This is a genomic window from Streptomyces sp. NPDC014006, assembly GCF_043088925.1.
Classification (GTDB): Bacteria; Actinomycetota; Actinomycetes; order Streptomycetales; family Streptomycetaceae; genus Streptomyces.
The window spans coordinates 1-18,172 of the sequence record NZ_JBICAJ010000011.1 but is presented as its reverse complement, the minus strand read 5'-3'; the positions used below and the strand labels follow the sequence as shown (position 1 = coordinate 18,172).

Sequence of the window (18,172 nt, the reverse complement as noted above, 5' to 3'; positions counted from 1 at the left end):
GGAAGTCGGCAGAAGGTTTTCGTCTCTTCCGGGACGTCGGGTGGGGGGTCGCAGCGGTCAGCGCACACATCGCGCGACTCCGCCCTGTCCGCTGCCGAGGGCACCGCTGCCGACGCGGCCGCCCTCCTTCGCGAACGTCCCGTAGTAGTCGTAGGAGTTCATGTCCTAGAAGTCCCAACCGTCGTCGTCGGCCTGGTCCTTGACCGGCTCGGGCGCGGCGAACGACTCGCCGACCATGCCCGCGGTCAGCGTGGTGCCGTCGCTGGGGTCGATCAGGATGAACGAGCCGGTGCGGCGCGAGTCCGCGTAGGAGTCGACCGGCAGCGGCTCGGCGGTGCGGATCTTCACGCGGCCGATGTCGTTGGCGGCGAGCTGCCCCGGGTGCGGGTGCAGGGACAGGTCGTCCAGCGTCAGCCGGGACGGGATGTCCTTCACGATCGCCTTGACGGTGCGGGTGCCGTGCTTGAGCAGCACCCGGTGGCCGACGGTGAGCGGGGCGTCGGCGACGTGGCAGACGGTCGCCTCGATGTCCTGCGTGGTCGGCGGCGCGTCCTTGCTGGGCACGATCAGGTCGCCGCGGGAGATGTCGATGTCGTCCGCGAGGAGCAGGGTCACCGACTGCGGCGTCCAGGCCACGTCGACGGACTCGCCCAGCAGGTCGATACCGACGATCTTCGTGGCCCGCCCGGACGGCAGCACCGTCACGGACTCGCCCACGCGGAAGGTGCCGGCGGCGATCTGGCCCGCGTAGCCGCGGTAGTCGGGGTGCTCGGCGCTCTGCGGCCGGATCACGTACTGCACGGGCAGCCGCGCGTGGCAGTGCCTCAGGTCGTGGGCGACCGGGACGGTCTCCAGGTGCTCCAGCACGGTCGGGCCGCCGTACCAGTCCATGTTCGCCGACGGCTCCACGACGTTGTCGCCCTCGAGCGCCGAGATCGGGATCGCGGTCACCTCGGGCACGCCCAGCTCGGTGGCGTACGCGGTGAACTCCTCGGCGATGGCCGCGAACACCTTCTCCTCGTAGCCGACGAGGTCCATCTTGTTCACGGCGAGCACGACGTGCGGCACCCGCAGCAGGGCGGCGATCGCCGCGTGCCGGCGGGTCTGCTCGACGACGCCGTTGCGGGCGTCGACCAGGATCACCGTCAGCTCGGCGGTGGAGGCGCCGGTGACCATGTTCCGCGTGTACTGCACATGGCCCGGGGTGTCGGCCAGGATGAACCGGCGCCGCGGGGTGGCGAAGTAGCGGTAGGCCACGTCGATGGTGATGCCCTGCTCACGCTCGGCGCGCAGGCCGTCGGTGAGCAGCGCGAGGTCCGGGCCCTCCTGGCCACGGCTCGCGGAGACGCGCTCCACGGCCTCCAGCTGGTCGGTGAGGACCGACTTGGAGTCGTGCAGCAGCCGGCCCACCAGCGTGGACTTGCCGTCGTCGACGGAGCCGGCGGTGGCGAACCGCAGCAGGGTGGTGGCCGAGAGCTCCTCGGTCGTGATCGTGCTCATCTTTAGAAGTACCCCTCGCGCTTGCGGTCTTCCATCGCCGCCTCGGACATCTTGTCGTCGGCCCGGGTGGCGCCCCGCTCGGTGAGCCGGGACGCGGCGATCTCCGCGATCACCTTCTCGATCGTGTCGGCGTCGGAGTCGACGGCGCCCGTGCAGGACATGTCGCCGACCGTGCGGTAGCGCACCAGGCGCTTCTCCACGCTCTCGCCGTCCTTGGGGCCGCCCCACTCGCCGGCGGTCAGCCACATGCCGGCGCGCTGGAACACCTCGCGCTCGTGGGCGTAGTAGATCTGCGGCAGCTCGATGCCCTCGCGGGCGATGTACTGCCACACGTCCAGCTCGGTCCAGTTGGACAGCGGGAAGACGCGGACGTGCTCGCCCGGCGCGTGCCGGCCGTTGTAGAGGTTCCACAGCTCGGGGCGCTGGCGGCGCGGGTCCCACTGGGAGAACTCGTCGCGCAGCGAGAACACCCGCTCCTTGGCGCGGGCCTTCTCCTCGTCGCGGCGGCCGCCGCCGAAGACCGCGTCGAACTTCTCCGCCTGGATCTTCTCCGTCAGCGGCAGCGTCTGCAGCGGGTTGCGGGTGCCGTCCGGGCGCTCCTTGAGCACCCCGCGGTCGATGTAGTCCTGCACGGAGGCGACGTGCAGCCGCAGACCGTGCTTCTCGACCGTGCGGTCGCGGTAGTCGAGGACCTCGGGGAAGTTGTGCCCGGTGTCCACGTGCAGCAGGGTGAACGGCACCGGCGCCGGCGTGAACGCCTTCAGCGCCAGGTGCAGCATGACGATCGAGTCCTTGCCACCGGAGAACAGGATCACCGGGTTCTCGAACTCGCCCGCGACCTCGCGGAAGATGTGCACGGCCTCGGACTCGAGGGCGTCCAGGTGCGAGAGGGCGTACGGGGTGTCCGTGCCCTCCTGGGCGGTGGTGGCGACGGTCGTCATGCCAGTCCCCTTTCGGTGAGCAGCGCGTGAACGGACGCCGCGGACTCCTGCACGGTCTGGTTCTGCGACTCGATCCGCAGATCGGGCGTCTCGGGCTCCTCGTACGGGTCGTCGACCCCCGTCAGGCCGCTCAGCTCGCCCGCGGCCTGCTTGGCGTACAGGCCCTTGACGTCCCGCACGGAGCACACCTCGACCGGCGTGGCCACGTGGATCTCCAGGTACGCCGTGCCGTTCGCCTCGTGCCGCTTGCGCACCGCGTCACGGCTGTCCGCGTACGGCGCGATGACCGGGACGAGCACCTTCACGCCGTTGCGGGCGAGCAGTTCGGCGACGAAGCCGATGCGCTGCACGTTGGTGTGCCGGTCCTCGCGGCTGAAGCCGAGGCCCGCCGAGATGAACTCGCGGATCTCGTCGCCGTCGAGCACCTCCACACGGTGGCCCTCGGCCCGCAGCCGGCCCGCCAGCTCGTACGCGATGGTGGTCTTGCCGGCGCTCGGCAGACCCGTGAGCCAGACGGTGGCTCCGCTCGTCACGTCAGTCTCCTGATGGTTCGTCGTCATCCGTGCAGCCCGCACTCGGTCTTGGCGCGGCCCGCCCAGCGGCCGGCGCGCGCGTCCTCGCCCTCGAGCACCCTGCGGGTGCAGGGGGCGCAGCCGACGGAGGCGTAGCCGTCCATCAGCAGCGGGTTGGTCAGTACGCCGTGCTCGGTGACGTAGGCGTCCACGTCGTCCTGGGTCCAGCGCGCGATCGGGGAGATCTTGACCTTCTGCCGCTTGTCGTCCCAGCCGACCACCGGGGTGTTCGCCCGGGTCGGGGACTCGTCGCGGCGCAGGCCGGTCGCCCAGGCCTGGTAGCCCTTCAGGCCCTCTTCCAGCGGCTGGACCTTGCGCAGCTTGCAGCACAGGTCGGGGTCGCGGTCGTGCAGCTTCGGACCGTACTCGGCGTCCTGCTCGGCGACCGTCTGGCGCGGGGTCAGCGTGATGACGTTGACGTCCATCACGGCCTCCACCGCGTCACGGGTGCCGATGGTCTCCTCGAAGTGGTAGCCGGTGTCCAGGAACACCACGTCCACGCCCTTGAGCACGCGGGACGCGAGGTGCGCGACGACCGCGTCCTCCATGGAGGAGGTCACGCAGAAGCCCTTGCCGAAGGTGTCGACCGCCCACTGGAGGATCTCCAGCGCGGAAGCGTCCTCCAGGTCGCGGCCGGCCTGCTCCGCGAGAGCCTTCAACTCGTCGGCCGTACGCTCTTGCTGAGCCGTCGTCATATCGGGTCCCCTCCGTTGTCGGCCTGCTTCAGCCCCCGGGCCAGCAGCCCGAGGAACTTCAGCTGGAATGCGCGGTTGCACGCCGCGCATTCCCAGGCCCCGTGACCTTCCTCGCTGGGGCGCAGGTCCTCCTCGCCGCAGTAGGGGCAGTAGAAGGGCGCAGCTCGCTCGCTCACGACAGGGCCTCCTCGGAGGCACGGGCCGCCCAGGCCGCGAACCGCTCGCCGTCCTGGCGCTCGGCCTGGAACCGCTTGAGCACCCGCTCGATGTAGTCCGGCAGCTCGTCCGCGGTCACCTTCAGACCGCGCACCTTGCGGCCGAAGCCGGCCTGAAGGCCGAGCGCGCCGCCGAGGTGCACCTGGTAACCCTCGACCTGCTCGCCCTGGTCGTTCAGGACCAGCTGGCCCTTGAGACCGATGTCCGCGACCTGGATACGGGCGCAGGCGTTCGGGCAGCCGTTGAGGTTGATGGTGATCGGCTCGTCGAACTCGGGCAGGCGGCGCTCCAGTTCGTCGATCAGCGTGGAGCCGCGCTGCTTGGTCTCGACGATGGCGAGCTTGCAGAACTCGATGCCTGTGCAGGCCATGGTGCCGCGCCGGAACGTGGACGGGCGGGCCGTGAGGTCCAGCGCCTCCAGCTCGTCGACCAGCGAGTCGACCTGGTCCTGCTCGACGTCGAGGACGATCATCTTCTGCTCGACGGTGGTGCGCACCCGGCCCGAGCCGTGCGCCTCCGCGAGGTCGGCGATCTTCGTCAGGGTGGAGCCGTCGACGCGGCCGACGCGCGGGGCGAAACCGACGTAGAAGCGGCCGTCCTTCTGGCGGTGGACGCCGATGTGGTCGCGCCACTGCTGCACCGGCTGCTCCGGCGCGGGACCGTCGATCAGCTTGCGTCCGCCCAGGTACTCGTCCTCCAGCACCTGCCGGAACCTCTCCGGGCCCCAGTCGGCGACCAGGAACTTCAGACGGGCGCGGTTGCGCAGCCGGCGGTAGCCGTAGTCGCGGAAGATCGACACGACGCCCTCGTAGACGTCCGGCACCTCGTCGACCGGCACCCAGGCGCCGAGCCGCACGCCCAGCTTGGGGTTGGTGGACAGGCCGCCGCCGACCCACACGTCGAAGCCGGGGCCGTGCTCGGGGTGGCGGACACCGACGAACGCGACGTCGTTGATCTCGTGCACCACGTCCAGCACCGGCGAACCGGAGATCGCGGTCTTGAACTTGCGCGGCAGGTTCGAGTACGCCGGGTTGTTCAGGACGCGGCGCTTCATCTCCTCCAGCGCCGGCGTGCCGTCGATGATCTCGTCCTCGGCGATGCCCGCGACGGGGGAGCCGATCATCACACGCGGGGTGTCACCACAGGCGGTCACCGTGGACAGGCCCACGGCCTCGAGACGGTTCCAGATCTCGGGCACGTCCTCGATCCGGATCCAGTGGTACTGCACGTTCTGCCGGTCGGTGATGTCGGCCGTGCCGCGCGCGAACTCCTGCGACAGCTCGCCGATCACCCGCAGCTGCTGCGTGGTCAGCGCACCGCCGTCGATGCGCACACGCAGCATGAAGTAGCGGTCGTCCAGCTCCTCCGGCTCCAGGATCGCGGTCTTGCCGCCGTCGATCCCGGGCTTGCGCTGGGTGTACAGGCCCCACCAGCGCATCCGTCCACGCAGGTCGCTGGGGTCGATCGAGTCGAAGCCCGCCTTGGAGTAGATCGTCTCAATGCGTGTCCGCACATTGAGACCGTCGTCGTCCTTCTTGACCTGTTCGTTGCCGTTGAGCGGGGTGAAGTGACCCGCGGCCCACTGACCCTCGCCGCGGTGACGGCTCACCTTGCGACGGGGCGCGGAGGCGGCAGGGTTCTGCGGGGTGGCGGCCATGGTTGATACGTCCTTCGGGACCGGCGGGAAGCGGCTGACCTGCGCGTACAAGCGCATGGGGGCATGCGTGCGCGTCGTTGCGCAGGCGGCGACGGGATGGGGGAACCGGTGGTGCTGTCTGGTCTCAGCGCGTCGGACAGATGGCGCTGGACATGCGGCCGAGGTCGACGTGACGCCGACTCACCAAGGCGATTCCAGTTCCGGACATGACGGAAGCGTGGCACGACGATCTGGACACAGTCCAGCTTCGTCCGACATGTGGACACCCTTGTCCCGTAGAGTGAGACAAGGGTGTCGTCGGTCACAAGATGCGTGCGGGGGCTTGTCCGCGCAGGTCAGGCAGGGTAGGCGCCCGGCCAGGGACCCGGAGTCGGCGCGTCCGGTTCCTCCTCCACCTTGGTGTCGAACAGCGTGAAGCCCCGGCGCCGGTAGTTGTCCATGGCGAACTCGCCGTCCTTGCTGCACGTGTGCAGCCACACCCGCTTGGTCTGCGCGAGCCCGGGCCGGCGCTCGGCCAGGTCCCACGCGCGCGCGGTGCCGTACGACAGCAGGTGGCCGCCGATGCGGCGCCCGCGGAAGGCGGGGATCAGACCGAAGTACACGATCTCCACGACCCCGTCGTCCTGCGCCTCCAGCTCCACGTACCCCGCGGGCGTCCCCCGGTCGTACGCCACCCACGTCTCCACCCCGGGCCGGTCCAGGTGCTCCAGCCACCGCGCGTGGCTCCAGCCGAGCCGGTCGGTCCAGCGGATGTCGCCGCCGACCGAGGCGTACAGGAAACGGCTGAACTCGGGTGAGGGCACCTCGGCGCGCACGATCCGCACGTCACCCTCCGGCGCGGCGGCCGGCAGGAGATCGGACGGGGACGTCTGCTCGAGGGACCAGGTGGTCACGGGGATGTTGGCCATGGTGGACAGGGAATCATCCCGTCCGCCGCCGTGTCGACGCCGGACCGCGCCGGACGCGGGGCACGAGGCGGGAGCGGCGCCTCGGGGCGTGCCGAGGCACCGCCGGCCCGCTCTCGTGGGCGGCGCGGCTCAGCCCAGGGCGGCGTCCAGCGTGGTCAGGGGTACGGCGAAGAGCGTGGTGCCGGAGACGGACCACAGCTCGCCGGTGGCGGGGGCATAGGACAGGGACCGGGGCGGGTCGCTCCAGCACCAGTGGGTGTCGTCGGAGCCGCACGCCGTGGTGCGGGCCCCGTCCGCGTCCTGGCGCCACAGCGTGCCCCGCCCGTCGTCCGTGCCGCCGCCCGCGCGGGCCAGGTACCAGCGGGAGCCGTACGGCAGGACGCCCCGCACCTCGGTCGCCTTCGTCGTGTACACCGCGTCCGGCACGGCCCGGCCGAGGGTGTCGGTGAGCGGCAGGCCGTCGGCGCCGAGCCGGTAACGCCACAGCCGGGTCGGACGGTGCTCGCCGGCCGGTACCCGCTCGGCCACGGCCAGCGCGGCCCGTGCCCCCGTGCGGTCCAGGCCCAGCCCGGCGGCACGTGGCGTATCGCCCACCGGTACATAAGAGGCGACGGCCAGCAGCACGAACCGGGCCCCGGCCGCCGACCAGCCGCCGGGCAGCCGGCCGACGGCTGCGCTGTCGACGTCCGCCCGCAGCGCCCGGCGTACGTCGAAGGCGTACAGCGCCGCCCGGTCCCGCGGGCCGGCGGTCACCAGCAGCGTGTCGTGGTCCCAGACCATGCCGGAGACGTCCGAGGTCAGGGCGCGGTAGTCGCGGCCGCCGTCCACCGGGAGGGCGAGCAGGGCCCAGCTGTACGCGGGGTGGCGCGGGTCGCTCGCGTCGACGAACGCCACCTTGGCGAGAGCGTCGCGGGACCAGGCGGAGGCCAGCAGCCGGCCGGTGCCGTCGCCGGACACGGCCACGGCGCCCGGCCGCCAGGTGGCGGTGTCCGCGCCGGGGAAGCAGTACGCGCGCGTGGCGGCGGGCGCGACGGGCAGCGCCCGCTTCTCCTCGGCCGGGCAGTCGTCGGCGGGGCGCAGGGTGTGGTCGGCGCCGCGCAGCACCGCGTCCATGCCGACCGGCTGCCCCATGGCCGTGGCGAGCCGGTCCAGGGTGTCCCGCGGTACCGGCTCGGCGGCCAGCGGCGGCGCGTCGGGACCGCCGGCGGAGGCGAGCCGTTTCAGCGGGCCCGGGTCGTCGGCGACCGTGGCCTGCGAGGCGCTGATCATGGTGGCCGCGGCGGTCAGCGCGAGGGCGGTCCCGGCCAGGACCGCGCGCAGTGCCGCACCCCGCCTGCGCCGGCGGTGCCGTCCTCGATGTTTCATACCGTCCTCCCGAGGCGGGCCAACTGCGCCTTGTGATCCTCGCGTTGAGCAAGGAGCAGGTGGGGTGGCCCGTAGGGGATGCTACGGCAGCGGGGTCACCGCCGGGCGCAGACCGCCCAGTTGCCCGAAATGCCCCCTATGGCACGGCTCAGGTGCCGCGGCCGCGCACCACGCCCGGCGCCGTCGAGTGGGGCAACAGGTCCCGGGGATCGTCGGGGAGCAGCAGGTCGACCTCGGCGTCCTCGCTGAGACGATACGGCCGGTGGGCGAGGAACCCCCCGAGGTACCGCCGTACCCGGGACATCTCCGCCCGCACCGTCACCGTGCGCGCCGGATCGCCGAACATGTCCCGCGCCAGCTGCGCCGCACTGCGCCCGGTCCGCTGCACCGCCAGCAGATACAGCAACTCCGCGTGCCGTGGGCTCAGTTCGTGGCTCCAGCTGCCGGCCGCCGAGGAGACGGTCACCGACCAGCGGCGCCGCCGCGCGAGGTCCAGCACGATCCGCGTCGCGCCCGGTGGCAGCGGCTCGTCGACGGCCCGCACCAGCCAGCCGCCCGCCAGCGGCTCCAGCGAGCACACGCCGAGCGCGGGCAGCCACCGCCGCCCCGCCCGCACCCCCCGCGGCAGGGCCACCCGGCCGGTGTACGGCATCCCCGTCACGGCGGCCGTCCACCCGTCCCGGTCCACCACCAGCGCCCGGCCGCCCACCCGCGCCAGCACCGGCGCCGCCACCGCCCGCAGCCGCTCCAGCGTGTCCAGGTGCACTTCGCGCAGCCGCGCCTCGGCCAGCTTGGCCACCGAGTCCACCCAGGCCAGCGTGGCCGGATGCATCGTGTCCAGCGGACCGCTGACGTCGACCACGCCGAGCAGTTTCCCGTCGCGCGGGTCGGTGATCGGCGCACCCGTACACGTCCAGGACGTCTGGCTGCGCACGAAGTGCTCGCCGGCGAAGACCTGTACGGGCCTGCGCACCACCGCCGGGGTGCCGACGCCGTTGGTGCCGACGACGTCCTCCCGCCAGTCGGCGCCGAGCTGGAAGCCGAGGTCGTCGGCCTTGCGCAGCACCGGCGCACAGCCCTCCCGCCACAGGACCCGGCCCTCGGAGTCGGCGACCACCATGATGTGCCGGGCGACGTCGGCCACCGACAGCAGGCCCTGGCGCAGCACCGGCAGCACCTGTTTCAGCGGCGAGTTGTCGCGGCGCCGGCGCAACTCCTCCTCGCTCAGCAGATCGGAGCGGAAGTCGTGCTCCGGATCGACCCCGCTGCGCAGCATGCGCCCCCAGGACTCCTCGATCACCGGCCGGGGCGCGACCCGCGTCCGCTGCCCCGCGAGCGCGGCCGCGCGCACCTCGCTGAGCACCCGCGCCGCGCGCGCCGCGTCGACGGCGGCGAGATGCGTCACGTTGATCGGCGGGTTCGCCACTGGGTCCTCCCGGAAAAAGGGCCGCGCATGCCGGATGTCAACCCTGAACGGGGATCGTTTCCGGTCTGTTCCGCTGGTTGTGCCGGATCGGATTCATACTGCCGACCCCCGGCGACGGAGGGACCCACTCCGGACAAGTTGCAACCCCCTGCAACCCTGGTGGACCGCCGCCCGATTCGTTGAAACTTGAGCTACGCCGTCCCCGAGCGGCGTACCTGGCCTTGCATGGGCCACTGCGCGGGGGTGGTGCCGTGTCGGCGCAGCACCACCCCCCGTACGAAACCGTTCAGGAAGCGGGCCGGGCCCGCTCCACGACCGACGCCAGGTCCAGGGTGTGCGGCAGCGTCCCGAAGGCCGCGCCGCCGTCGTGGCCCAGCCGCCCGGCGCAGAAGGCGTCCGCCACCTCCGGCGGCGCGAACCGCACCAGCAGCGATCCCTGCAGAACCAGCGCGAGGCGCTCCGTGAGCCGCCGGGCCCGCGCCTCGACGCCCTCCAGGTCGGCCAGTTCCGTCAGCAGGTCCTTGATCGCCGCGTCCAGCCGGTGATCCGCGCCGCGCGCCTGCCCGACCTCCCGCAGATACGCGTCCAGCGCGGCCGGCTCGCGCCGCAGCGCCCGCAGCACGTCCAGGGCCTGCACATTGCCCGCACCCTCCCAGATCGAGTTCAGCGGCGACTCGCGCACCAGCCGGGGCAGCCCCGACTCCTCCACATACCCGTTGCCGCCCAGGCACTCGGCGGCCTCCACGACCAACGGCGCGCACCGCTTGGTCACCCAGTACTTCGCGGCCGGCACCGCGATCCGCAGCAGCGCCCGCGCCTGCTCGCTGTCCTCGTCACAGGCCGCGGCGAGCCGCAGCGCCAAGGTCGTCGCCGCCTCCGACTCCACCGCCAGATCGGCCAGAACATTGCGCATCAGCGGCTTGTCGATCAGCTTCCCGCCGAACGCCTCCCGCTGGGCGCAGTGGTGGACCGCCTGGGCGACGGCCTGCCGCATCAGCCCCGCCGAGCCGAGCGCACAGTCCAGCCGGGTCGCCGCGACCATCCCGATGATGGCCGGTACCCCGCGCCCCTCCTCGCCGACCCGGCGCGCCCACGTCCCGGCGAACTCCACCTCCGCGGAGGCGTTCGACCGGTTGCCGAGCTTGTCCTTCAGCCGCTGGATCAGGAAGACGTTGCGCGAGCCGTCCTGGAGCACCCGCGGCACCAGGAAACAGGTCAGGCCCCCGGGTGCCTGGGCGAGCACCAGGAAACCGTCCGACATCGGCGCCGAGCAGAACCACTTGTGCCCGGTCAGCTCGTACGTCCCCTCCTGCGCCAGCGGCCGCGCGGCCGTCGTGTTCGCCCGGACGTCGCTGCCGCCCTGCTTCTCGGTCATGCCCATCCCGAACAGCACGCCCGCCTTGTCCGCCACCGGCTTGAGCCCCCGGTCGTAGACGGCGGACGTCAGCCGCGGTTCCCACTCGGCGGCCAGCTCCGGATCGGTGCGCAGCGCGGGCACGGCCGCGTGGGTCATCGACAGCGGGCAGGTGTTGCCCGCCTCGACCTGCGTCCACACGGCGAACGCGGCCGCCCGCCGCACATGCCCGCCCGGCCGGTTCCACGCCGAGGTCAGGCCCGCCCCGACGCCCTTGCCGAGCAGCCGGTGCCAGGCCGGGTGGAAGTCGACCTCGTCGATCCGGTTGCCGTAACGGTCATGGGTGCGCAGCCGGGGTGGGTCGTCGTTGGCCTGCGCGCCCCACTCCTGAACCTGCGCCGACCCCGCCGAGCGGCCCAGCCCGGACAGCTCGGCCAGTGCCTCCTCGTGCAGGCCGGGCTCCAGGTGCCGCCGCACCGCGGCCACCAGCGCTCGGTCGGCGGAGAAGACGTCGTACCCGGCCAGCGGGTCCGGCTGGTTGGTCACGGTGTGCGTGCTGCCTGCCATGTACGGCAACCTACCCGCCGGTCGCGCGCTCATGACCTGCCCGACACAGGCCGCGCGCCTGCCCGCCCGGGCCCGCCCGGCACCGGGGTGACCTGCGATGTGAGCGCAGCCTCCCGCGGCGGATACCTTTAGGGCGTGCAGTCAGCAAGTCAGTCACCCGAGCCCCCGCCGAGCCCCTCCGGTCGTCTGCACCGGGCGCGTGCCCTCTACCGGAACGTCTCCAAGCGCCGGACCGCCTGGCTGCTGCTGAAGGACACCGTCAACTCCTGCATCGAGTACCGCATCCTGGGCCTGGCCGCCGAGGCGGCGTTCTTCTCGCTGCTGTCGGTGCCGCCGCTGCTGCTGAGCCTCATCGGCCTGCTCGGCTACGTCGACGCCTGGACCGGCACCGACACCATCACCAGCCTCAGGAACAACCTGCTGGAGGCGTCCCGCACCGTCCTGTCCGACCGGGGCGTACGGGAGATCGCCCAGCCGATCCTCGACGACGTGCTCAAGGGCGGCCGGCCCGACGTCATCTCCGTCGGCTTCGTCTTCGCCCTGTGGTCGGGCTCGCGCGCGGTGAACGTCTTCATCGACACCATCACCGTCATGTACGGCCTCGACGGCGTACGCGGCATCGTCAAGACCCGGCTGATGGCGTTCCTGCTGTTCGTCGTGGCGCTGCTGATCGGCTCGATCGCGCTGCCGCTGATGGTCGCCGGTCCGGATGCGGTGGTGGGGATCCTGCCGTGGTCGACGACGGTCGTGCAGGTCCTGTACTGGCCGGTGGTGATCGTGCTGTCGATCGCCTTCCTGACCACGCTGTACCACGTGTCCGTGCCGGTGCGCTCGCCGTGGATCGAGGACGTGCCCGGCGCGCTCGTCGCCCTGGCGATGTGGGTGCTCGGCAGCTTCCTGCTGCGGATCTACCTCCAGCACACCATCGAGGGCGCGACGATCTACGGCTCGCTGGCGGCCGCGGTCGCCGTGCTGCTGTGGATCGGTGTGTCCGCGTTCGCGGTGCTCGTCGGGGCCGCGGTCAACGCCGCGATCGACCGGGTGTGGCCGGCCGCCGCCACGGCCGCGGCGCGCGCCGCGCAGGAGCGGCTGCGCGAGGTCCAGGTCGCCGACTACGTCGCCCGGGCCACGGCGACCCGCGAGCTCGACCCGGACGACCCCGACGACCCCGACATGCCGTCGGAGTTCCCCGAACGCTGGTCCCGCTTCCTTCCGCCGGAGGATGTGACGGGGCGCCTGCGCACGCATGCGAAGAGCACGCACAAGCCTCATGGCGAGGAGGGCGGCCCGGCGGAGAAGTGAGGCCGCCGGGGGCCGGTGTGGTGCCGGGGGCGGTCCGGCGGGGCGGCGGGTGGGGTCGGGCGGGGACGTTGCGGCCGGTCGGCAGATGCCCGCGGTGGGGTGGGCGGTGGGCAGCGTACCGAGAGGCCTGAACCGCGGGTTGCGCCGCGGTCCGGTTGCCGCGTGCCGCGTGCCGCGAGGCGCGAAGGGGCGAGGCGTGAACCTGGTCAGGGGCTGTCGCCGGGTTCGGAACGGATGGTTCCGCGGACGGGTGTCTACGCTGCCCTTCATGGACGCCCTCGCATCCCTTCTGGAGGGGCCCCGCGCCCGTGGCGCGTTCATGATCCGGGCGTGTTTCGACCCGCCGTGGAGCGTGCGGGTGGAGGACCGGGCGCCGCTGACGGTGATGCTGGCCGTGCGCGGCGAGACCTGGATCGTGCCGGACACGGGGGAGCGGGTCCGGCTGCGGGCCGGTGACCTTGCCATCGCACGCGGCCCGGGCGCCTACACCTGTGCCGACGACCCGGCGACCGAACCGCAGGCCGTCATCCTGCCCGGCGGGCGCTGCACCTACCCCGACGGCCGCGCGCTGAACGGCTCCATGGACCTCGGCGTGCGCAGCTGGGGGACCCGGCTCGACGGCGCGACGGTGCTGCTCATCGGCACGTATCCGTTGCAGGGTGAGATCTCCGGCCGTCTGCTGGACGCTCTGCCGCCGCTGCTCACGCTGAGTGCGGACGAGTGGCCGTGCCCCCTCACGCCGATCATGACCGACGAGATCGTGCGCGACGAACCCGGCCAGGAGGTCGTCCTCGACCGGCTGCTGGACCTGCTGGTCATCGCCGCGCTGCGGGCGTGGTTCTCCCGCCCGCAGGCCGAGGCCCCCGCCTGGTACCGGGCCCTCGCCGACCCCGTCGTCGGCCGGGCGCTGCGACTGCTCCAGGACGACCCGGCGCACCCCTGGACGGTGGCCGCGCTCGCCGCCGAGACCGGCGTCTCCCGGGCGGCGCTGGCCCGCCGCTTCACCGCGCTGGTCGGCGAGTCCCCGATGGCCCACCTCACGGCCTGGCGCCTGGCACTGGCCGCCGACCGCCTCCGCGACACGGACGGCACCCTCGCCGCGATAGCTCACCAGGTCGGCTACGGCAGCGCCTTCGCCCTCTCGACAGCATTCAAACGGGCGTACGGGATGAGCCCGCAGCAGTACCGCACGGGGGAGGCGTAGGGAGGGACGGCGCCGCCCCCGCGCCGCCCCCCCGCGCCGCCGTCCGCCCCGGCCCCGCGTCGGCGCCGAGTGGCCGGTCGCCGCAGGTGCGCGCGTAGCCTGGCGGTGTGTATGCGGAGCGGGCTTCGCGGGTGCCCGGGGCCGTCGTGTGGACGAACCGTCCCTCGGGTGGCGGTGCGCTGCCCGTGCTGCCCGACGGGTGTATGGACCTGATGTGGAGCGAGGGACGGCTGATCGTCGCCGGGCCCGACACCCGCGCGTCCATGCCGGCGGGGCCGCCCGCTCCGTACGTCGGCGTGCGCTTCTTCCCCGGCACCGCCCCGGCTCTGCTCGGCGTCCCGGCGCACGCACTGCGCGACCACCGCGTCGACCTGGCCGACCTGTGGCCCGCCGACGGGGTACGGCGGCTGGCCGCCCGCATCGCCGCCGCCGGCGACCCCGCGCGGGCGCTGGAGGAGACGGCGTTGCGCCGCGCCGCCGACGCCGAGCCGCCCGACCCGCTGCTGCGGCACCTGGTCGACGCGCTGGGCGCTGGCCGCCCCGTCGGCGCCACGGCCGACGAACTCGGCCTCAGCGCCCGCCAGTTGCATCGCCGCTCGCTGGCCGCCTTCGGCTACGGCCCGAAGACCCTCGCCCGCGTCCTGCGGCTCCAGCGCGCCCTCGCCCTGGCCCGCTCCGGCGTCCCGTACGCGCAGACCGCGACCCGCGCCGGATACGCCGACCAGGCCCATCTCGCCCGTGACGTACGGGAGTTGGCCGGCATGCCGCTCGGTGAGCTGCTGCGCCGCTCAGCCCTGGGCCAGTGACGCGAACAGGTCGACGCCGGTGCCGTCGGGATCGTGCAGCACCGCGTAGCGCTGTCCCCAGAACGCGTCCCACGGTTTCAGCTCGCCGTGGTACCCGGCGCCCACCATCTCCTCGTACACCGTGTCGACCTCCTGCGGCCCCGCGCAGCGCAGGGCGAGGCCAGCCCGGGAGCCGCCCGTCGGCGGCCGCCACCCGGGGTGGAAGGAGCGCACGGTGTCCTCGGTGTCCAGCAGCAGCCGCAGCCCGCCGGGCAACTCGGCCTCGGTGTGCGGCTCGCGCTCGGCCCCCTCGGGGAAGGCGAACCCGAGCCGCCGGTAGAAGGCGACGGAGGCGGCCATGTCGGAGACCACCAGCCCGATGGCATCGAATCGTGGAGTCATGCGGCCACCGTAGGGACGGGCGCGGCCGCCCGTCTTGAAGGAATCGGACGTTCCTGCTCGCACGTCACCGTCCGTCCGCGCCGTCTCCCGTGAACGACCTCGCCGAGCGGTCCCTCGGCGCGGTCGAGGCCGGTGCCCAGCGCGTCGGGCAGGGGGCGGCAACCGCTCCGGGTCGGGCGCCGACGCCGACACGCAGTGGCCCGCCGCACTGGGAGCCCGCAGGCCCGCGCGTTTCGCGCGCGGGCTGCTCGACCGCCTGACGCTCCCGCGGCCTCGCGTTGCGGGGTCGTCTCCCTGTTGTTCCACTGGAGAGCGGTCGCCGTGGACCGGCCCGTGTGCGCGCGGTGCGCCGACGGAGCTCGCCCGCCGTGGCTCCTGCCCGCCTGACTCCCTGCCCCTCCACGTTCCGGACGGCGATCATGACGATGTCCCCCTTCGGTGCCTCCTTCGGCGGCCAGGACCCCTTCTCGGAGATCCTCAACCGGTTCTTCGGGATGTCCCCGGGGGCCTCCCCGCCGCAGGTGCAGCGGGTGCCGATCGGGCGGCTGCTGACCGAGTCCGCGCAGGACCTGATCAACCGCGCGACCCGCAAGGCCGCCGAGGACGGCAGCGCCGACCTGGACACCGAGCACCTGCTGTGGGCCTGCACCCAGGTCGAGCCGGCCCGCGGCCTGCTGTCCCAGGCCGGTCTCGACCCGGACGACCTGGCCAAGAAGATCGCCGCCGTGCTGCCCGGCGAGAGCGGTACCCCCTCGGCGCAGCCCGGCCTCACCCCGGCCGCCAAACGGGTGCTGCTGCGCGCCCACGCCCGCTCGCAGGCGACCGGCGTGTCGTACATCGGACCGGAGCACATCCTCGGCGCGCTGCTGGACACGCCGGACGCGGCGGCCGCCAAGCTGCTCACCGGATCCGGCATGGAACTCGACGGGCTGCGCCGCGCCGCCGAGCCCACCGCACGCCCGGACCGGGCCGAGAGCCGTCCGGCGAGTACGACCCCCACCCTCGACGAGTACGGCCGCGACCTCACCGAGGAGGCCAGGGCCGGCAAGCTCGACCCGGTCGTGGGCCGCGCCGAGGAGATCGAGCAGACCGTGGAGATCCTCTCCCGCCGCTCGAAGAACAACCCGGTCCTCATCGGCGAGCCCGGCGTCGGCAAGACCGCGATCGTCGAGGGCCTCGCGCAGCGGATCGTCGCCGGTGACGTGCCGCAGACGCTGAAGGACAAGCGGGTCGTCGCCCTGGACCTGACCGGGCTGATCGCGGGCGCCCAGTACCGGGGGCAGTTCGAGGAGCGGCTGAAGAACGTCATCGACGAGGTCAAGGCCGCCGCCGAGTCGACGATCCTGTTCATCGACGAACTGCACACCGTCGTCGGCGCCGGCGCCACCGGCGAGGGCTCGATGGACGCCGGGAACATTCTCAAGCCCGCCCTCGCCCGCGGTGAGCTGCACGTCGTCGGCGCGACGACCCTCGACGAGTACCGGCGGTACGTGGAGAAGGACGCCGCGCTGGAGCGCCGCTTCCAGCCGGTGACGGTGCCCGAGCCCAGCGTCGAGGAGACGGTGCAGATCCTGGAGGGCCTGCGCGACTCCTACGAGGCCCATCACCAGGTCCGCTACACCGACGACGCGCTCGCCGCGGCGGCCGCGCTGTCCGACCGCTACGTCACCGACCGCTTCCTGCCCGACAAGGCCATCGACCTGCTCGACCAGGCCGGGGCGCGGGTGCGGCTGCGCTCGCTGGGCAGGTCCACCGAGGTCGCCGAGCGCGAGGACCGGCTGGCCAAGCTGAACCGGGAGAAGGACCAGGCCGTCGCCGCCGAGGACTTCGAGAAGGCCGCCGAACTCAAGGACCGTGTCGCCGAGGTGGAGGGCGAGATCGCCGGTGTGGCGGAACGCCGCGAGGGCGTCATGGAGGTCACCGCCGCCGACATCGCCGAGGTCCTCTCCCGGCGCACCGGTATCCCGGTGGCCCAGCTGACGCAGACCGAGAAGGAGCGCCTGCTGAAACTGGAGGAGGCCCTGCACTCCCGGGTCGTCGGCCAGGACGAGGCGGTCACCGCGATCGCCCAGGCAGTGCGCCGCAACCGGGCCGGCATGGGCGACCCGAACCGGCCCGTCGGTTCCTTCCTCTTCCTCGGCCCGACCGGCGTCGGCAAGACCGAACTGGCCAAGGCGCTCGCCGAGCTGCTCTTCGGCGACGAGAACCGGCTGGTGCGGTTCGACATGAGCGAGTTCCAGGAGAAGCACACCGTCTCCCGGCTCGTCGGTGCCCCGCCCGGATACGTCGGCCACGAGGAGGCCGGCCAGCTCACGGAGAAAGTGCGCCGCCAGCCGTACAGCGTGCTGCTGTTCGACGAGGTGGAGAAGGCTCACCCGGACGTGTTCAACACCCTGCTGCAGGTCCTCGACGACGGGCGGCTCACCGACGCCCAGGGCCGCACGGTCGACTTCCGCAACACGGTCGTCGTGATGACCTCCAACATCGGCGCCCAGCGCATCCTCGCCCGCCACGGCGACGTCGGCGCCATCAAGGACGAGCTGATGCAGGACCTGCGCGGCCGGTTCCTGCCGGAGTTCCTCAACCGGATCGACGACATCGTCGTCTTCCACGCCCTCACCGAACCCGACCTGGACCGGATCGTGGACCTGCTGCTGGACGCCAGCCGGCGCCGGGTGCGCGCCCAGGGCATGGACCTGGAGGTCACCGAGGCGGCCAGGCGGCTCCTCGTCGCGCACGGCCACCAGCCGGAGTTCGGCGCCCGCCCGCTGCGCCGCACCATCCAGGCCGAACTCGACAACCGCATCGCCTCCCTGCTGCTGGCCGACGAGGCCGGCCCCGGTGACACGATCGTCGCCGACGTCGTGGGCGACGCCCTGATCTGCCGGGTGGAGCACCACGCGCAGGCGGCGCCGGGAACCGAAGGCGCCACGGCGGCCTCGTGACGGACCGTCGGATGGCCCTTCAGTGACGTTTCTCCGGTGAACCGGTTCCGCCATTGGGGTGAGTAAAGCGATCCCAACAAGAGGGTCGACGCTTGGTACAGAGATCCTTTTGTCTCGGTAAAGGGTGTCCGTGGTCCCCGCGGCCGCCCTTCGGGCGCAATGTGTTCAACCCCATCCAAGGAGCTGGACGTTGACTTACGGGAACAAGCTGCGCGAGCAGATCGCCGCACCCGGGACCACCCCGCTGATCGGCGTGTACGACATGTACTCCGCCTCGATCGCCGCCCGGCACTACGACGGGATGTTCGTCTCCGGGTTCGGCTTCGCCGCGTC

General features: G+C 72.6%; 16 protein-coding genes and 1 pseudogene. 5 read left to right on the top strand and 12 right to left on the bottom strand.

Going from position 1 to position 18,172, the window contains the following annotated elements:
- Nucleotides 1-165 precede the first annotated feature (165 nt).
- From ACF1GV_RS31435 to ACF1GV_RS31385, 11 genes are all read right to left on the bottom strand, one after another.
- Entirely contained in the window at nt 166-1,500 is a 1,335-nt protein-coding gene (locus ACF1GV_RS31435; protein ID WP_391687384.1) for a sulfate adenylyltransferase subunit 1, read from the bottom strand.
- Between the two features lie 2 nt (nt 1,501-1,502).
- Nucleotides 1,503-2,441 (bottom strand): sulfate adenylyltransferase subunit CysD, encoded by a 939-nt coding sequence (cysD, locus tag ACF1GV_RS31430; RefSeq protein WP_363262150.1) that lies wholly within the window; start codon nt 2,439-2,441, stop codon nt 1,503-1,505.
- Nucleotides 2,438-3,001: an adenylyl-sulfate kinase gene (gene cysC, locus ACF1GV_RS31425; RefSeq protein ID WP_391687380.1), complete on the bottom strand. Its 564-nt coding sequence runs from the start codon at nt 2,999-3,001 to the stop codon at nt 2,438-2,440. The genes cysD and cysC overlap by 4 nt, the downstream gene beginning before the upstream one ends.
- The gene (locus tag ACF1GV_RS31420) at nt 2,998-3,708 is read right to left on the bottom strand and encodes a phosphoadenylyl-sulfate reductase (RefSeq protein WP_391687377.1); all 711 of its coding nucleotides are present in this window, start codon (nt 3,706-3,708) and stop codon (nt 2,998-3,000) included. The genes cysC and ACF1GV_RS31420 overlap by 4 nt, the downstream gene beginning before the upstream one ends.
- Nucleotides 3,705-3,884: a hypothetical protein gene (locus tag ACF1GV_RS31415; protein WP_391687374.1), complete on the bottom strand. Its 180-nt coding sequence runs from the start codon at nt 3,882-3,884 to the stop codon at nt 3,705-3,707. The genes ACF1GV_RS31420 and ACF1GV_RS31415 overlap by 4 nt, the downstream gene beginning before the upstream one ends.
- On the bottom strand, nt 3,881-5,581 hold the full coding sequence (locus tag ACF1GV_RS31410; RefSeq protein WP_391688003.1) for a nitrite/sulfite reductase: 1,701 nt from the start codon (nt 5,579-5,581) through the stop codon (nt 3,881-3,883). The genes ACF1GV_RS31415 and ACF1GV_RS31410 overlap by 4 nt, the downstream gene beginning before the upstream one ends.
- Before the next feature lie 124 nt (nt 5,582-5,705).
- Nucleotides 5,706-5,789: a putative leader peptide gene (locus tag ACF1GV_RS31405; protein ID WP_363262283.1), complete on the bottom strand. Its 84-nt coding sequence runs from the start codon at nt 5,787-5,789 to the stop codon at nt 5,706-5,708.
- 127 nt (nt 5,790-5,916) lie between these two features.
- The gene (locus ACF1GV_RS31400) at nt 5,917-6,489 is read right to left on the bottom strand and encodes a GNAT family N-acetyltransferase (RefSeq protein ID WP_363262145.1); all 573 of its coding nucleotides are present in this window, start codon (nt 6,487-6,489) and stop codon (nt 5,917-5,919) included.
- Between the two features lie 129 nt (nt 6,490-6,618).
- Entirely contained in the window at nt 6,619-7,854 is a 1,236-nt protein-coding gene (locus tag ACF1GV_RS31395; RefSeq protein WP_391687371.1) for a hypothetical protein, read from the bottom strand.
- Nucleotides 7,855-8,002: 148 nt separating this feature from the next.
- On the bottom strand, nt 8,003-9,280 hold the full coding sequence (locus ACF1GV_RS31390; protein ID WP_391687369.1) for a GAF domain-containing protein: 1,278 nt from the start codon (nt 9,278-9,280) through the stop codon (nt 8,003-8,005).
- A gap of 286 nt (nt 9,281-9,566) precedes the next feature.
- The gene (locus ACF1GV_RS31385; RefSeq protein WP_391687366.1) at nt 9,567-11,201 is read right to left on the bottom strand and encodes an acyl-CoA dehydrogenase family protein; all 1,635 of its coding nucleotides are present in this window, start codon (nt 11,199-11,201) and stop codon (nt 9,567-9,569) included.
- Between the two features lie 135 nt (nt 11,202-11,336).
- On the opposite strand from ACF1GV_RS31385, the gene ACF1GV_RS31380 reads away from it, so the two are divergent.
- From ACF1GV_RS31380 to ACF1GV_RS31370, 3 genes are all read left to right on the top strand, one after another.
- On the top strand, nt 11,337-12,503 hold the full coding sequence (locus ACF1GV_RS31380; protein WP_391687363.1) for a YihY/virulence factor BrkB family protein: 1,167 nt from the start codon (nt 11,337-11,339) through the stop codon (nt 12,501-12,503).
- A gap of 268 nt (nt 12,504-12,771) precedes the next feature.
- Nucleotides 12,772-13,707, top strand: coding sequence for an AraC family transcriptional regulator (locus ACF1GV_RS31375; RefSeq protein ID WP_391687360.1), 936 nt, complete (start codon nt 12,772-12,774; stop codon nt 13,705-13,707).
- Nucleotides 13,708-13,814: 107 nt separating this feature from the next.
- Nucleotides 13,815-14,513 (top strand): helix-turn-helix domain-containing protein, encoded by a 699-nt coding sequence (locus ACF1GV_RS31370; RefSeq protein WP_391687357.1) that lies wholly within the window; start codon nt 13,815-13,817, stop codon nt 14,511-14,513.
- Here the strand turns inward: ACF1GV_RS31370 and ACF1GV_RS31365 are convergent.
- Nucleotides 14,496-14,894 carry a VOC family protein gene (locus ACF1GV_RS31365; RefSeq protein ID WP_391687354.1) on the bottom strand — a complete coding sequence of 133 codons (399 nt, stop codon included), beginning with the start codon at nt 14,892-14,894 and terminating at the stop codon, nt 14,496-14,498. The two genes, ACF1GV_RS31370 and ACF1GV_RS31365, sit on opposite strands and share 18 nt — an antisense overlap.
- Nucleotides 14,895-15,313: 419 nt before the next feature.
- Between ACF1GV_RS31365 and ACF1GV_RS31360 the strand changes: the two genes are divergently transcribed.
- Both ACF1GV_RS31360 and ACF1GV_RS31355 read left to right on the top strand, forming a co-directional pair.
- Nucleotides 15,314-17,839 (top strand): ATP-dependent Clp protease ATP-binding subunit, encoded by a 2,526-nt coding sequence (locus ACF1GV_RS31360; RefSeq protein ID WP_391687351.1) that lies wholly within the window; start codon nt 15,314-15,316, stop codon nt 17,837-17,839.
- A gap of 190 nt (nt 17,840-18,029) precedes the next feature.
- A pseudogene (locus ACF1GV_RS31355) lies at nt 18,030-18,172 on the top strand (carboxyvinyl-carboxyphosphonate phosphorylmutase); the annotation flags it as partial.

Coding starts and splice junctions, on each gene's coding strand:
- ACF1GV_RS31435 (WP_391687384.1), bottom strand. CDS start 1,500: ATGAGCACGATCACGACCGAGGAGCTCTCGGCCACCACCCTGCTGCGG.
- cysD (WP_363262150.1), bottom strand. CDS start 2,441: ATGACGACCGTCGCCACCACCGCCCAGGAGGGCACGGACACCCCGTAC.
- cysC (WP_391687380.1), bottom strand. CDS start 3,001: ATGACGACGAACCATCAGGAGACTGACGTGACGAGCGGAGCCACCGTC.
- ACF1GV_RS31420 (WP_391687377.1), bottom strand. CDS start 3,708: ATGACGACGGCTCAGCAAGAGCGTACGGCCGACGAGTTGAAGGCTCTC.
- ACF1GV_RS31410 (WP_391688003.1), bottom strand. CDS start 5,581: ATGGCCGCCACCCCGCAGAACCCTGCCGCCTCCGCGCCCCGTCGCAAG.
- ACF1GV_RS31405 (WP_363262283.1), bottom strand. CDS start 5,789: ATGTCCGGAACTGGAATCGCCTTGGTGAGTCGGCGTCACGTCGACCTC.
- ACF1GV_RS31400 (WP_363262145.1), bottom strand. CDS start 6,489: ATGGCCAACATCCCCGTGACCACCTGGTCCCTCGAGCAGACGTCCCCG.
- ACF1GV_RS31395 (WP_391687371.1), bottom strand. CDS start 7,854: ATGAAACATCGAGGACGGCACCGCCGGCGCAGGCGGGGTGCGGCACTG.
- ACF1GV_RS31385 (WP_391687366.1), bottom strand. CDS start 11,201: ATGGCAGGCAGCACGCACACCGTGACCAACCAGCCGGACCCGCTGGCC.
- ACF1GV_RS31375 (WP_391687360.1), top strand. CDS start 12,772: ATGGACGCCCTCGCATCCCTTCTGGAGGGGCCCCGCGCCCGTGGCGCG.
- ACF1GV_RS31365 (WP_391687354.1), bottom strand. CDS start 14,894: ATGACTCCACGATTCGATGCCATCGGGCTGGTGGTCTCCGACATGGCC.
- ACF1GV_RS31360 (WP_391687351.1), top strand. CDS start 15,314: ATGACGATGTCCCCCTTCGGTGCCTCCTTCGGCGGCCAGGACCCCTTC.